Source organism: Kitasatospora azatica KCTC 9699 (assembly GCF_000744785.1).
Taxonomy (GTDB): domain Bacteria; phylum Actinomycetota; class Actinomycetes; order Streptomycetales; family Streptomycetaceae; genus Kitasatospora; species Kitasatospora azatica.
This window is the reverse complement of sequence record NZ_JQMO01000003.1, coordinates 2782483-2796294: the sequence shown is the minus strand read 5'-3', so window position 1 is coordinate 2796294 and position 13812 is coordinate 2782483. Positions and strand designations below refer to the sequence as shown.

The following is a 13812-nucleotide window of genomic DNA, read 5'->3' as shown; positions in this document are numbered from 1 at the left end:
TGATCCGCGTCAACCCGGTGGCGTGTCCTCCTCCTTGCGGGGCGGGTCGGTAGGCTCACAGACATGGAGCATGAGGTTGTCATTCCGCTGCCGGTCGAACTCGTCCAGCGCGCCCTGGACGATCCCGCGCTGCTCGCCCGCTGCGTCCCCGGCCTGAGCGCCGAAGCCTCCGACGCGCCCGCCAGGGCGGCCGCCGCCAAGGACGCGCCGACCGAGGTCAACGGCCGGCTGAAGCTGCGGGTCGGCAGCTCCACCATCACCTACCGGGGCGTCATCTCGCTGATCCGCAGCGGCGGTTCGGGCCGGCTGACGGCCTTCGTCGAGGGTCAGGAGGCCCGCGGCGACGGCGAGGTGGTGGCCACCGTGCGGCTCAGCCTCGACCCGGACGGCGCCGGGAACACCGTGCTGCGCTGGCAGGGCGACCTCACCCCGGGCGGCCGGCTCGCGGAGTTCGACGCCGCCACACTGGCGGTCGCGGGCCGACGGCTGCTGGATCGTTTCACCGCCGCCCTCGCCGAGGAGCTGTCCGCGCCGCCGGCCGGGCCGGCGCTCACCGTGGTGCCCGACCTGGAGCCGGAGGAGCCGGAGCCGACCGGGCAGCCCGAACCGACCGACGAGTCGGCGGCGGCCGAGCCCGAACCGCTCCCCGACGACCTCTTCGCCGAGGACCTCTCCGACCTGATCGCCTTCTCCGGCCCGGACGAGGAGATCACCCCGGCCCACGAGGAGGGCGAACGCATCGACGTCCCGTACGGCTTCCCGCGCGCCGTGGAGGAGCCGCTCACCGCGGACGACGTACTGGCCGGGCCGGTCCGCCGCAGCATCGTCGGCCGGTCCGCCGAGGAGGTGGACCACGCCCCGCCGCGCGGCCGCTACGCCCCCGCCCTGCCGGCCCGCAGCGCCCGGGCCCGGGCCGCCAGCCGCTGGTACGGCGACCAGCACGCGGGGGCGCCGGTGGCGGCCCGGATCTCCGGCCGGATCAGCACCCCCTGGGTGATCGGCGGCGGGGTCGCGCTGCTCGGCGGCGCGGTGATCGTGGCCCGCGCGCTGCGCCGACGCTAGGGCCTGTCCGGCCGGGCGGCAGGCCGGGCCGGTGCTCACCGGGCCGGCCGGCACCGACCGCATAGACTGACTGTCCATGAGCAACCCGAGCAACGACCGCGACGCCCTGCTGGCGCAGATCAAGAACAAGGCCGTGGTGCACGGCAAGGTGATCCTCTCCTCCGGCCGTGAGGCCGACTACTACGTGGACCTGCGCCGGATCACCCTGGACGCGCAGGCCGCGCCGCTGGTCGGCCGGGTGCTGCTGGATGCCACCGCCGACCTCGACTACGAGGCCGTGGGCGGCCTGACCCTGGGCGCCGACCCGGTCGCCGCCGCGATGCTGCACGCCGCCGCGGCGCGCGGCCGCGAGCTGGACGCCTTCGTGGTCCGCAAGGCGGGCAAGGCGCACGGCCTGCAGCGCCGGATCGAGGGCCCGGACGTCAAGGGCCGCCGGGTGCTCGCCGTCGAGGACACCTCCACCACCGGCGGCTCGGTGCTGACCGCCGTCGAGGCGCTGCGCGAGGCGGGCGCCGAGGTGGTCGGCGTCGCGGTGATCGTCGAGCGCGGGGCCGCGCCGGCCATCGAGGAGGCGGGCCTGCCGTACTACACCATCTTCACCGCCGAGGACCTCGACCTGGCCTGACCGGTCGGTCCGCACAGCTCCGTCCGGCGCAACGGCCGGGGTGGGATGTTTCACGTGAAACCTCGCCCACCCCGGCCGTTTCGGCTCTCCGACGCAGCTTCCATGGCAGGAAAAACCGCCCATACTGTGACAATCTCACCGACATGACCTCCACTGCTCCCTCCTTCGAGACCCTTACCTCCGAAGATGGCGAGGACTTCGCCGACGCGGATCGTGGGTTCATCGACCGCCTGGACCCGGGCGTGGTCACCACTCGGGACGGCCGGGTGATCTGGGACAACGACGCCTACGCGTTCCTCGCCGAGGACTGCCCGGACACCGCCAACCCCAGCCTCTGGCGCCAGGGCCGGCTGGCCGCCCGACAGGGCCTGTACCAGGTCACCGAGGGCATCTACCAGGTGCGCGGCCTGGACCTGTCCAACATGACGCTGATCGAGGGCGACCGCGGGGTGATCGTGATCGACCCGCTGATCTCCGCCGAGACCGCCGCCGCCGCGCTCGCCCTCTACCGCCGCCATCGCGGCGAGCGCCCGGTCACCGGCCTGATCTACACCCACTCGCACGGCGACCACTTCGGCGGCGCCCGCGGCGTGGTCCCGCACGGCCACGAGCCGGTCCCGGTGATCGCCCCGCACGGCTTCCTGAAGCACGCGGTCAGCGAGAACGTCTACGCGGGCAACGCGATGACCCGCCGCGCCGTCTTCATGTACGGCGCGCGGCTGCCCAAGAGCCCGCAGGGCCAGATCGGCTGCGGCCTCGGGATGACCACCTCCACCGGCAGCATCACGCTGATCGCGCCGACCGTGGACATCACCCGCACCGGCCAGCTGGAGACCGTGGACGGAGTACGGATCGTCTTCCACCTCACCCCGGGCACCGAGGCCCCGGCCGAGATGAACTTCCACTTCCCGGACCTCAGGGCGCTCTGCCTGGCCGAGAACGCCACCCACACCATGCACAACGTGCTGACCCTGCGCGGCGCCCTGGTCCGCGACGCCCGGGTCTGGGCGCACTACCTGGACGAGGCGCTGACCCTGTTCGGCGCCGACTCCGAGGTCGCCTTCGCCTCGCACCACTGGCCGACCTGGGGACAGCAGCGGATCGCCGACTTCCTCACCGAACAGCGTGACCTCTACGCCTACCTGCACGACCAGACCCTGCGGCTGCTCAACAGCGGCCTGACCGGCCCGGAGATCGCCGAGGAGCTGGCGCTGCCGCCGCAGCTGGACCGCAGCTGGGCGCTGCGCGGCTACTACGGCTCGGTCAGCCACAACGTCAAGGCGATCTACCAGCGCTACCTCGGCTGGTACGACGGCAACCCGGCGCACCTGTGGGAGCACCCGCCGGTCGAGCTGGCCAGGCGGCACACCGAGGCCCTCGGCGGGGTGGACGCCACCGTGGCCAAGGCCAAGGAGTACCTGGCGGCCGACGACCCGCGCTTCGCCGTCACCCTGCTCAACCACGCGGTCTTCGCCGCGCCCGAGCACCAGGAGGCCCGGCGGACCCTGGCCGGCGCCTACGACCTGCTCGGCCACGGCGCCGAGAACGGCACCTGGCGCAACGTCTACCTGACCGCCGCGATGGAACTGCGCGGCACCCTCGCCACGGTCGAGCTGAGCCCGAGCAACCCCGAGGTCGCGATGGCGCTGACCGTGGACCAGCTGATCGACTCGCTGGCGGTGCGGGTGAACGGTCCACGGGCCTGGGACACCGCGCTGACCCTCGACTGGCGGGTCACCGACGAGCGGCGCGGCTGGCGGCTGACCCTGTCCAACGGCGCCCTCACCCACCGCAGCGCCCCGCTCGGCAAACCGCTGGGCGGCGGATCGGCCGACCTCACGCTGACCCTCGGCAAGGCCCAGCTGCTCGGCCTGCTGGCGGGCGGCGGCCTGGCCGGCATCGAGCAGAGCGGCGACCCGCAGGTGCTGGCGAAGCTGCTCTCCCTGCTGGACACCCCCGACCCGAACTTCGCGATCGTCACGCCCTGAGATCGTCACGCCCTGAATCCGGCGTCGTCACGTCCTGAATCCGGCGTGCCCTGCATCCGGCGCGCGAAAAGGCCGCGCCCCCGGGTGGGGACGCGGCCTCGAAGCGTTCCGCGGGATCAGCCGCGGCGGTGCCGGCCACCGGGCTGCAGCGCGTCGCCCGCCTCGGCCTCGGCCGCGAAGGCCGCGCCGCCCGCCTTGCGCTTCTTGCGCTCGCGGACCAGCTCGACCAGGATCGGCGAGATCGACAGCAGGATGATCAGCGCCATCGCCGGGATCAGGTACTTGTCGATCACCGGGGCCATCGAGTCACCGAAGAAGTAGCCGATGCAGAGCATCAGCTCGGTCCACAGCACGCCGCCGATCACGTTCCAGGCGAAGAACTTGCGGGCCGGCATCTCCAGCATCCCGGCCACCGGGTTGAGGAAGGTGCGCACGATCGGGATGAAGCGGGCCATCACCACGGCCTTCTCCGGCCCGAACTTGGCGAAGTACTCCTCGGCCTTCACGACGTAGTCGCGCTTGAAGATCCGTGAGTCCGGCTTGTCGAAGAGCTTGCTCCCCGCCTTCGCGCCGAGCAGGTGGCCGAGCTGGGCACCGGCGATCGCGCAGATCGGCGCGGCGAGCAGCAGCACCCCGATCGGCATCTGGACGCCCGGCCCGAAGGCCTTGGCGGCGGCCGAGGAGGCCGCCACCCCGGCCAGGATCAGCAGTGAGTCGCCAGGCAGGAAGAAACCGATCAGCAGGCCGGTCTCGGCGAAGATGATCGCGAGCAGGCCGATGGTCCCGACCGAGCTGATCAACGACTTGGCGTCCAGGAGATTGACCGCTAGGGCGGTGGCATTAGTCACGGGCGCAGGATAGCGCGGCCGGATGGCGACACTCTGAAAGACCGCATGGTGAACCCGTAGGTGAAGCTCCGGCACGAGTCTGGGAAGATGACCCCGGTGTCCGGCCCGCGGTCGAGGACCACCCTCATTCCTCGTACCCGCGTCGACGCCGTGAACCACAGGCGTTACGAGCATCGGACAGCGTCGTCCGATCGCCCCACACCGACAGGAGCGGATTCGCATGCCCATCGCAACTCCCGACGTCTACAACGAGATGCTCGACCGGGCCAAGGCCGGAAAGTTCGCCTACCCGGCCATCAACGTCACCTCGTCGCAGACGCTGCACGCGGCTCTGCGCGGCTTCGCCGAGGCGGAGAGCGACGGCATCATCCAGATCTCCACCGGTGGTGCGGAGTTCCTGGGCGGCCAGCACAACAAGGACATGGTGACCGGCGCCGTCGCGCTCGCCGAGTTCGCCCACATCGTGGCCGCCAAGTACGACATCACCGTCGCGCTGCACACCGACCACTGCCCCAAGGACAAGCTGGACGGCTACGTCCGCCCGCTGCTGGCGATCTCCGCCGAGCGCGTGGCCAAGGGCCAGAACCCGCTGTTCCAGTCGCACATGTGGGACGGCTCCGCCGAGACCCTGGCCGACAACCTGGCCATCGGCCAGGAGCTGCTGGCCCAGGCCCACGCGGCCCGGATCATCCTCGAGGTCGAGATCACCCCGACCGGCGGCGAGGAGGACGGTGTCACGCACGAGATCAACGACAACCTCTACACCACGGTCAACGACGCCGTCCGCACCGCCGAGGCGCTGGGCCTGGGCGAGAACGGCCGCTACCTGCTGGCCGCCTCCTTCGGCAACGTGCACGGCGTCTACAAGCCGGGCAACGTCGTGCTCCGTCCCGAGCTGCTGCGCGACCTGCAGGACGCGATCGGCGCCCAGTACGGCAAGAACGACCCGTTCGACTTCGTCTTCCACGGCGGCTCCGGCTCCTCGGCCGAGGAGATCGCCACCGCGCTGGAGAACGGCGTGGTCAAGATGAACCTGGACACCGACACCCAGTACGCCTTCACCCGCCCCGTCGTGGACCACATGTTCCGCAACTACGACGGTGTGCTGAAGGTCGACGGCGAGGTCGGCAAGAAGAACACCTACGACCCCCGCACCTGGGGCAAGCTGGCCGAGGCCGGCATGGCCGCCCGGGTGCTCGAGGCCGCGCAGACCCTGCGCTCGGCCGGCACCCGCATGAAGTAGGACCGCCCGGCGATCCGAGTCCCTGCCCGAGGGCCCGGCCGACTTCTCGTCGGCCGGGCCCTCGGTGTCTGCCGAACCTCCACCGGAACCTCCACCTGGGGCCCACCGCGGCCACTCGGACGGCTGGCAGACTGGGAGCATGACTGAACGGAAGAACTTGCTGTCGGGCCCGGCCCCGACGCTGCTCAGCGAGGAGCCCGAGCCGTACCGCCGGCTCGCCGAGGAGTCCGCGTCGCCCACCCAGCTCGCGGCGGACTACCCGTGGTTCTCGCTCGCCTGGGCGATGCTGGCCGACGACGCCTTCGCCGAGGGGCGGGTGGTGGAGTCCTACGCCTACGCCCGGACCGGGTACCACCGCGGGCTGGACTCGCTGCGCCGGGCGGGCTGGAAGGGCCACGGGCCGGTTCCGTGGGACCACCGCGCCAACCGCGGCTTCCTGCGCTGCCTGGCCGCCCTGGCCCGGGCCGCCGAGTCGATCAAGGAGACCGAGGAAGCCACCCGCTGCTGGGACTTCCTGCGCGACAGCAGCCCCGAGGCGTACGCGGAGCTGAAGCAGTAGCCGTCACCGACACGCGAAGGCCGCTCCACCCGGTAGGTGGGGCGGCCTTCGCCGTCCGTGACGTCCGCCTCAGTAGCGGGCCAGGTCCTCGGCGATCGGGCCGGAGGAGGGCACCCGGAACCACCACCAGGAGCGGCCGGTCAGGTCCACCTCGGCGACCTTCTCGATCCGCTGCCCGGAGTCGGAGACGGTGAACGAGCGGAACTGCTCGTCGGCCGCCCCGACCGGTCCGCCCAGCCGCTCCCGCAGCCCGCCCGGCAGGGCGTTCAGCGCCCGCTCCAGGTGGTCGCGCAGGAAGAGCGACCCGGCCAGGTCGTGCTCGGTCCAGACACTGCGGTCGGAGGAGGGCAGCGCCCGATCGGCGTCGATCTTGCGGACGTTGCCCGCCCACGCCACGGCCAGCTCGACCGCGTCCCGCTCGGTGCCGCCGCCGACGGTGATCCGGTGCTCGGCGATCTGGGCCAGCTCCTCCTCGCCGAACAGGGAGCGGATCTCGGGGGTCTCAGGCATCGTCAACTTCCGGGGTAGTAGGACGTGGACTTCCAGGGCATGTCGTAGTTCACGATCACCCGGACACCGTTGTACTCGAACTTCTCGGCGTTCTGCCCGGGCAGTTTCTGCGGCGTCCCCTTGGTGAGGGCGTCGTCGATCTGGGACCGGGACGGCCGACCCATCGTCGGGTTCCCGTCGCCGGTGTGGCCGTTCACGAACTCTACGATCTCATCCTTGCTGAACTCGCTGTCGCGGAAGCCGTCGACGGGCTCGAAGTCGTCGCCGCCCGAGCCGCTGTAGTCGGTGCGCATCGGGTGCACGCCGTCGTCGCCGGCCGCGTTCATCAGCATGTCGCCCATGCCGGCGGCGGCCATGGTGCCGCCGACGCCGATCGCGCCGGCCGAGACGATGTTCAGCGGCACGCCGATCGCGGCGCCGACCACGGTCAGGTCCAGCGCGCCGCCGCCGACCTCGCCGGCCGCCCCGAGCGCCATCAGCCCGATGCCGCCGGCGGTCGCGGCGAGGTCCCCGGGGTGGTTGATCGCCGCGTTGCCGACCGAGGCCAGGTCGTTGATCACGGTCCCGCCGAAGTTGGCCAGGCCGGCGCCGACGTCCTCGAAGAAGCCGCCGACGTCGTCCCAGAAGCCCGGCTTCTCGGGTGCCTTGTCGCGGGCGGCGCCGACCGCCTTGTTCGCGGTGTCACCGGCGGTGGCGAGCTGGCTGCGGGCGCTGTCCAGGGTGGACCGCGCGGACTGCCGGCCGGCCTCCCCCGGGTCGTTGAACGGCAGGTCGTGGCCGGCCTGTTGGACGTCCTGGGTGTGCTGGGTCTTGGCCTGGTCGGTGGCGCTCTGGCCGGCGTCCCACTGCCGGATCGCCTCCGCCGCCTGGCCCTGGGCCCAGGTCAGCGTGGAGACGTAGGTGTCCAGCGCGGTGGCCGCGTTGTGGAAGCAGTCGCCGGCCTCCAGCCACTTGTCCGGAACGCCCTGGAAGGCCTGCCGGAACGCGTCGCCGGCCGGGCCGGTCCAGCCGTCCGTGGTGTCGATCCGCTTCAGCCCGGTGCCCGCGTTGTGCAGGGCGTCGCCGTAGCCGCGCATCGCGGCGGCCACGCCGGTCACCGCGCCGGGGTTCCCCGGGACGAGCTCGGTCGGACTGCTGCTCTCGCCCAGGTTCTTGGCCATCAGCGCACCCCCGGGTCGGTGCCGCTACCGGTCAGGATCCCGTCCAGCTCGCCCTTGAGGGACTTGTCGGTGGCCAGGTAGGCCTCGACGCTCTTGTTCAGCCGCCCGGACACCACCTGCGCGTCCTTGGCCAGGTTTTCGACGCCCAGCTCCCAGCGGTCGCAGAAGTCGGAGACCGTGTCGGCGAGGTCCCCGTGTCCGAAGTCGCTGTCCTTGCCCCCGATATCGCTGACCTTCTTGGTCTGCAGGTCGTTCAGAGTGGCGTTGATCCCCTCGGCCGCGCTCTCCAACGCACCGAGATCGACCTTGAATCCGTCGTCAGCCATCCTTGCTGTCTCCCCGTTCAGCCTGGCGTTGCCATCGAGGATGGTGTCAGCTCGGCTCCTGGTTCCGGCGGTGGTTCGCCATTCCTCCGCCGAGCATCCACCAACTGCCCGGCTGCCCAACCGATCAGGCGCTCAACCGGTCCCCTGAGCTGAGCCTCTTGCCGGACTCGAACGCCGCCCCGGGGCCGCTCGATGGCGACTCGTCAGAGTGCCCGCGTCCAGAGCAGGCGATTCACGGGGAGCGGCACGATGACGACAGACAGCCAGTCCAGACCGAAGATCTCGCGACTTCCGTCCCTCACCGGCCTGCGGTTCGCCGCCGCGGTGCTGGTCTTCCTCACCCACACGGTGGACGAGAACGTCTTCCGGGACCTCGGCGTCGGAAAGGCCTACGGGGAGGCGCTGCGCAACGTCGGCTACAGCGGCGTCAGCTTCTTCTTCATCCTCAGCGGGTTCGTGCTGGCCTGGGCCTACCGGCCGGGCGACCGGGCGGTGGAGTTCTGGCGGCGGCGGGCCGCGAAGATCTACCCGAGCCACCTGGTGACCGCGCTGGCGGCGGTGGTGCTGCTGCAGGTCAGCGCCGGACAGCTGCCGGCGGTGCGGCAGTGGCTGTCGAACCTGCTGCTGGTGCAGTCGTGGTTCCCGCAGATCGACGTCACCTTCGGCCTCAACCCCGTGAGTTGGTCGCTCGCCTGCGAGGCGCTCTTCTACCTGGCGTTCCCGCTGCTGGCGGCCGGTGTCCGCCGGATCCGCACGGAGCGGCTCTGGTACTGGCTGGGCGCCCTGGCCGTACTGGTCTGGTGCGTGCCGTTCGCGACCTCGCTGCTGCCGGCCACCCCGCAGTACGCGGGGGTCTCGATCCCGCGGTTCTGGTTCGTCTACGCGTTCCCGCCGGTGCGGGCACTGGAGTTCGTGATCGGCATCATGCTGGCCCGGCTGGTGCTCGCCGGCAAGTGGCCGAAGATCTCGCTGCTCTGGCCGGGCCTGCTGGTGGTGCTCGGCTACCTCCTGCAGCAGCGGGTGCCCGACTCCTGGGCCTTGGCGGCCGCGCAGTTGGTGCCGATGGCCGTGCTGGTGGCGAGCGCCGCGAGCGCCGACGTGCGGGGCGCGGGCTCGGTCTTCCGCGGCCGGGTCCTGGTGCGGCTCGGCGAGTGGTCGCTGGCCTTCTACCTGATCCACCAGATGATCCTGGTCTACGGGCACCGGGCGCTGGGCGCCGGACGGACCTGGAGCACCTGGGAGGCCGCTGGCGTGCTGCTGCTCGCCCTCGGCTGCACGGTGCTGCTGGCGGGGGTGCTGCACACGGTGGTGGAGCGGCCGCTGTACCGGGAGCTGGGCCGGCGGCGGAGCGGTCCCGTTCGGGACAGCGCCCCGGAGCGCGAGCTGGTCGGCGTCGGTGGTGGCGGCGTTGGGTGACGGACGCAAGGTCGTCGTGGTGGGCGCCGCGGGCTTCCTGGGGAGCCGGATCGCGGCGGCGTTCGAGGCGTCGGGTGCGCGGGTGCTGCGGATCGCGCGCCGGCCGGTCTCCGGGGACGGGGAGTGGGCCGCCCTCGACCTGTGCGCGGATCCGCTGGAGCGGGCCGCCGAGGTGCTGGCGTCGGCAGCGGTCGTGGTCAATGCCGCCGGCGCCGCCTGGGGTGTGACCGATCATCAGATGGAGCAGAGCAACGCGGAGTTGACGCGCCGACTGGTGGCCGCGGTGCCCCGGCGGGCGCGCCTGATCCAGCTGGGCTCGATCCATGAGTACGGTCCGCTGCCCGCCGGTGTCGGGATCACCGAGGACACGCCGACCGAGCCGGTCGGCGGGTACGGGCGCACCAAGCTCGCCGGCTCGCGGGCCGTGCTGGACGCGGCGCGGGCGGGCGAGCTGGACGGGGTGGTGCTGCGGATCGCCAACGTCTCGGGCCCCGGCACCCCGCGCAGCAGCCTGCTCGGAATGGTCGCCCACCACCTGACACACACTCCCGAACAGGAGTTGCGACTGGCGCCGTTGGTGGCCCGGCGGGATTTCGTGGACGTCCGCGACGTGGCCGGGGCGGTGCTGGCCGCGGCGTTGGGCGAGGTCGGCGGGCAGGTGGTCAATGTCGGGCGCGGCGAGGCGCTGAGCGTGCGGGAGCTGGTGCTGCGGCTGGCCGAGCTGCGCGGCACCGAGCTTCGCCTGGTCGAGGACGGGGCGGGCGCAGCCCCGCACCAGGCCGTGGAGTGGCAGCGGCTCGACATCACACGGGCCGGCGCGCTGCTGGGCTGGCGCCCGCGGTGGAGCGTGGACGAGTCACTGCGGGACCTGCTGGCGGCCGCGGGCTGAGCGTTCCACCGCTGGTCGAGCACCGCTGCCGATGATGAGCAGCGTCCGGCCGGCGGCGTTCGGCCAGCGGGATCAGGACCGGCCCCAATCGCCGGTCGGTCTGAGCGAGTTCGGAGGGAGCAGGCGGCTGTGCGCGGTCCGAGGCGGGTGCGGGACGTGATCGTCGATCGGGTGCTGAGACCGGTCTGGGAGGGGTTCGTCGCGCTCGGGGTCGTCATGCTCGCGGGCGACCTGCGGATGCGCACGGAGCTGCTGCGACACGGCCCCAGCCGGACCGACGGACTGCCGCCCGGCCACCCCGAGGCCCTGCGGCCCGACCTGCCGCTGAGCCGGACGGAGCGCCGTCTGCTCCGCGAACTCGGTGGATCCGGCTGGCAGTTGCTCACCAAGCCGGAACGCTAGGGCTGCCCTGCGACGCTGCCGGAGGGCGCCCCTGGCCGTGCTGCCCCGGGTCGGTGCTCAAGGGCAGGTCAAGGCGGTGGCGGCAGACTTCGGGCCCACACAAGCTGAGGAGTACTGGAGTCGGCCGATGGACAGACCCGGAGCAGCCACCACCATCGAGGAAAGTCCGCCGGTCACGGCGGAGGAGGAGATCCGCCGCCGGGTCGCAGAGCTGGAGCTGCGCTTCGGGGATCCCGGCGACCCGGCCAACCCGGTCGGCTTCGCCGCCCTGCTGGCCGCCGACGAGCGGTCCGAACTACTTCCGGCAGCCGTCGAGTTGCTGGACGAGCTCGGCTTCGGGGCCGAGTTCGTCCCGCTCGCTCTGGGCGGCCGGCTGGGCCGGGCCGACGCGCTCGCCCGGATCCTGCGCCCGGTGTTCCGCCGGGACGTGGCGCTCGGCTTCGGCTACGGGATCACCTCGCTCTTCGCCGCCGCCGCCGTCTGGGCCGCGGGCTCCGAGGAGCAGCGGCGGCGGACCGCCGAGCTGATCAGCGGCGGCGGCCGGGTGTGCATCGTGCACCACGCCCTGGCGCACGGGAACGCCATGTGGCAAGGCGAGTTGACGGCTCGTCCGAGCAGCGGCGGCGAGGGCTTCAGACTGGACGGCCGCAAGGACGTCGTGATCAACGCCGAGCAGGCCGGCGCGCTCGTGGTCTACGCCCGTACCGCCCCCGAGCGCGGTCCGCGCGGCCACTCGGTGCTGCTGGTGGAGCCGGGCGGGGCGACCGTGCTGCCCCGGCAGGCCAGCACCGGGATGCGCAGCTGCCGGTTCGCCGGGGTGGAGTTCACCGACTGCCCGGTCCCCGACGAGGCCGTGGTCGGGCAGCAGGGCGACGGGGTGCGCCTGGCCCTGCAGACCTTCCAGCTCAACCGCTCGCTGATCTCGGCCGCCCTGGTCGGCGCGGCGGACACCGCGCTGCGGACCGCCGTACGGGCCGCACTGGCCGGCTCCGACGGCCGCCCGGGCAACCGCCACCGCGCGCTGCTCGCCGGGGTCTTCGCGGACCTGCTGCTCTGCGACGGCATGGCCACCACCGTGCTGCGCTCGCTGCACCTGCTGCCCGCCAGCGGGCACCTCGGGGCCGCCGCGGTGAAGTACCTGGTGCCCGACCTGCTCCGGGAGGACCTGGAGGAGCTGGGAACCGTGCTCGGCTCCGCCGGCTACCGGGGCAGTGACGGGGGCGGTGACCAGGGCAGTCTGCAGAAACTGCAGCGCGACCTGCCTGCGGCGTCCCTGGGCCACCTGGGCACCGCGGCCTGCCAGGCCGTGCTGATCCCGCAGCTGCCACTGCTGGCCCGCGGCTCCTGGTTCACCACCGCGCCGCCACCGCCGGCCCTCTTCCGTTTCACCGAGGACCTGCGGCCACTGGAACTCGGGGCGCTGGAGGTGGCCGGCGGCGAGGACTTCCTGGCCGCGGCGCTGGTCGATGCGGCCGCCCGGCTGCGCGAGCTGCCGGGCGCCGACCGGGCGGACACCGACCTGGGCGTCCTGCGCGGCCTGGTCGACGCCTTCCTCGACGAGCTGACCGACCTTCGGGAGCTCTTCCGTGAGGCCGCCCTGACGGACCGCGGGGTGACGGCCAGTCCGCAGTGGATCGGCCCCGCCGACCGCTACGTGCTGGTGGCCGCCGCAGGCGCCGCGCTGGGCCACTGGATGGCGCAGGACGGCGACAGCCCGTTCCTGGCCGACCCGGCCTGGCTGGTGGTGGCGCTCTTCCGGCTGGCGGGCCGGCTCGGGCGGCGGATGCCCGAGCTGCCTCGCGACTGCCTGGAGCGGGTCTTCGCCGAGGCGGTGGTCCGGCACCGCGAGCGGCGGGCCTTCGACCTGGCGGGCGCGGAGCTGGCCGAGCGCGGCGAGCCGCGGGGTGGGCGATGAGCGCGGGACGGGTCCAGCAGCCGACCCTGATCGAGGGGCCGAGCGGGCCCTGGCTGCGGGTGCGGGAGTCGGTGTCCTGGTTCGGCCACGCGGTGGTCTACGCGGACTGGCGCCAGTGGCTGCCCGCGGTGGAGTCGGTCGAGGAGTTGCGCCCGCTGCTGGGCCGGCACGACTTCCAGCGGTCCACCACGCTGGTCAAACCGGATGTCCGGGCCCGGTTCGTGGTCTCGCGGCTGCTGGTGCGGTACGCCGCGAGCGCGGCGCTGGGGGTGCCGCCCGAAGCGGTGGAGCTGGCCTACAAGCCGGGCGGGCGGCCCTATCTGCGCGGCTGCGACCAGATCGAGGTGAGTCTCAGCCACACCGAGGACCTGATCGTGGTCGGGCTCAACCGGCACGGCCGGATCGGCGTCGACGTCGAGCTGTCCGAGCGCCGGATGCGCTACTCGGAGGTCAACCGCCAGATGTGCACCACCGCCGAGCGGGCCCTGCTCGCCGACCTGCCCGAGCCGCGGCAGGAGGCGGAGCTGCGGCGGATCTGGACGCTCAAGGAGGCGTACACCAAGGCCCTGGGCCAGGGCATGCGGATGGGCTTCACCCAGTTCGGCTTCGACCTGTCCGGACGGGAGCTGTGCACCCCGGACGGCTCGCCGGCCTCGCACGGCGAGTGGACCTTCGGGACCTTCGAGCTGGGCCCCGCCCAGGCCGGGCGGTACCTGGTCAGCGTCGCCTGCCAGGACGCCGGGCACGGCGGGGTGCAGGACACGGCGGTCGCCACGATGCTCGACGAGGGCTTCCTGGGGCAGGTGGTGGAGCTGCTGCAACGCGGTGAGCGGCAGGCCGGAGCGGCTCAGGTGACCTCGGACCCTTGA

At 72.6% G+C, this 13812-nt stretch carries 14 protein-coding genes; 10 read left to right on the top strand and 4 right to left on the bottom strand.

The features are described 5' to 3' along the window. Nucleotides 1-63: 63 nt before the first annotated feature. From BR98_RS23145 to BR98_RS23135, 3 genes are all read left to right on the top strand, one after another. Nucleotides 64-1062, top strand: coding sequence for a CoxG family protein (locus tag BR98_RS23145; RefSeq protein WP_051970089.1), 999 nt, complete (start codon nt 64-66; stop codon nt 1060-1062). A gap of 76 nt (nt 1063-1138) precedes the next feature. Then, entirely contained in the window at nt 1139-1687 is a 549-nt protein-coding gene (pyrE, locus tag BR98_RS23140) for an orotate phosphoribosyltransferase (RefSeq protein ID WP_035847297.1), read from the top strand. Between the two features lie 143 nt (nt 1688-1830). Further along, nucleotides 1831-3675 carry an alkyl/aryl-sulfatase gene (locus tag BR98_RS23135; RefSeq protein ID WP_035847296.1) on the top strand — a complete coding sequence of 615 codons (1845 nt, stop codon included), beginning with the start codon at nt 1831-1833 and terminating at the stop codon, nt 3673-3675. A gap of 116 nt (nt 3676-3791) precedes the next feature. Here the strand turns inward: BR98_RS23135 and BR98_RS23130 are convergent, their stop codons facing one another. Further along, the gene (locus tag BR98_RS23130) at nt 3792-4523 is read right to left on the bottom strand and encodes a DedA family protein (protein WP_051970088.1); all 732 of its coding nucleotides are present in this window, start codon (nt 4521-4523) and stop codon (nt 3792-3794) included. 220 nt (nt 4524-4743) lie between these two features. Between BR98_RS23130 and fbaA the strand changes: the two genes are divergently transcribed. Both fbaA and BR98_RS23120 read left to right on the top strand, forming a co-directional pair. Continuing rightward, complete coding sequence (gene fbaA / locus BR98_RS23125; RefSeq protein WP_035847295.1) at nt 4744-5766, top strand: class II fructose-bisphosphate aldolase; 1023 nt, start codon at nt 4744-4746, stop codon at nt 5764-5766. A 139-nt stretch (nt 5767-5905) separates the two neighbouring features. Next, the gene (locus tag BR98_RS23120) at nt 5906-6325 is read left to right on the top strand and encodes a DUF3151 domain-containing protein (protein ID WP_035847294.1); all 420 of its coding nucleotides are present in this window, start codon (nt 5906-5908) and stop codon (nt 6323-6325) included. 69 nt (nt 6326-6394) lie between these two features. Here BR98_RS23120 and BR98_RS23115 read toward each other — a convergent pair whose 3' ends face one another. From BR98_RS23115 to BR98_RS23105, 3 genes are read right to left on the bottom strand one after another with little or no spacing between them, the layout of a single operon-like run. Beyond that, entirely contained in the window at nt 6395-6835 is a 441-nt protein-coding gene (locus tag BR98_RS23115) for a hypothetical protein (protein ID WP_035847293.1), read from the bottom strand. A gap of 2 nt (nt 6836-6837) precedes the next feature. Next, nucleotides 6838-7995: a WXG100 family type VII secretion target gene (locus BR98_RS23110; protein WP_051970087.1), complete on the bottom strand. Its 1158-nt coding sequence runs from the start codon at nt 7993-7995 to the stop codon at nt 6838-6840. After that, nucleotides 7995-8321, bottom strand: coding sequence for a hypothetical protein (locus BR98_RS23105; RefSeq protein ID WP_035847292.1), 327 nt, complete (start codon nt 8319-8321; stop codon nt 7995-7997). The genes BR98_RS23110 and BR98_RS23105 overlap by 1 nt, the downstream gene beginning before the upstream one ends. A 249-nt stretch (nt 8322-8570) precedes the next feature. Here BR98_RS23105 and BR98_RS23100 point away from each other — a divergent pair, with 249 nt between their 5' ends. From BR98_RS23100 to BR98_RS23080, 5 genes are all read left to right on the top strand, one after another. Further along, a complete protein-coding gene (locus BR98_RS23100; protein ID WP_051970086.1) occupies nt 8571-9737 on the top strand; it encodes an acyltransferase family protein in 1167 nt (388 codons plus the stop codon). Then, on the top strand, nt 9730-10626 hold the full coding sequence (locus BR98_RS23095) for an NAD-dependent epimerase/dehydratase family protein (RefSeq protein WP_051971147.1): 897 nt from the start codon (nt 9730-9732) through the stop codon (nt 10624-10626). Before BR98_RS23100 ends, BR98_RS23095 begins: the two co-directional genes overlap by 8 nt. 129 nt (nt 10627-10755) lie before the next feature. After that, nucleotides 10756-11028, top strand: coding sequence for a DUF6059 family protein (locus tag BR98_RS23090; protein WP_157537896.1), 273 nt, complete (start codon nt 10756-10758; stop codon nt 11026-11028). A 127-nt stretch (nt 11029-11155) separates the two neighbouring features. After that, on the top strand, nt 11156-12943 hold the full coding sequence (locus tag BR98_RS23085; RefSeq protein WP_051970085.1) for an acyl-CoA dehydrogenase: 1788 nt from the start codon (nt 11156-11158) through the stop codon (nt 12941-12943). Beyond that, complete coding sequence (locus tag BR98_RS23080) at nt 12940-13812, top strand: 4'-phosphopantetheinyl transferase family protein (RefSeq protein ID WP_051970084.1); 873 nt, start codon at nt 12940-12942, stop codon at nt 13810-13812. Before BR98_RS23085 ends, BR98_RS23080 begins: the two co-directional genes overlap by 4 nt.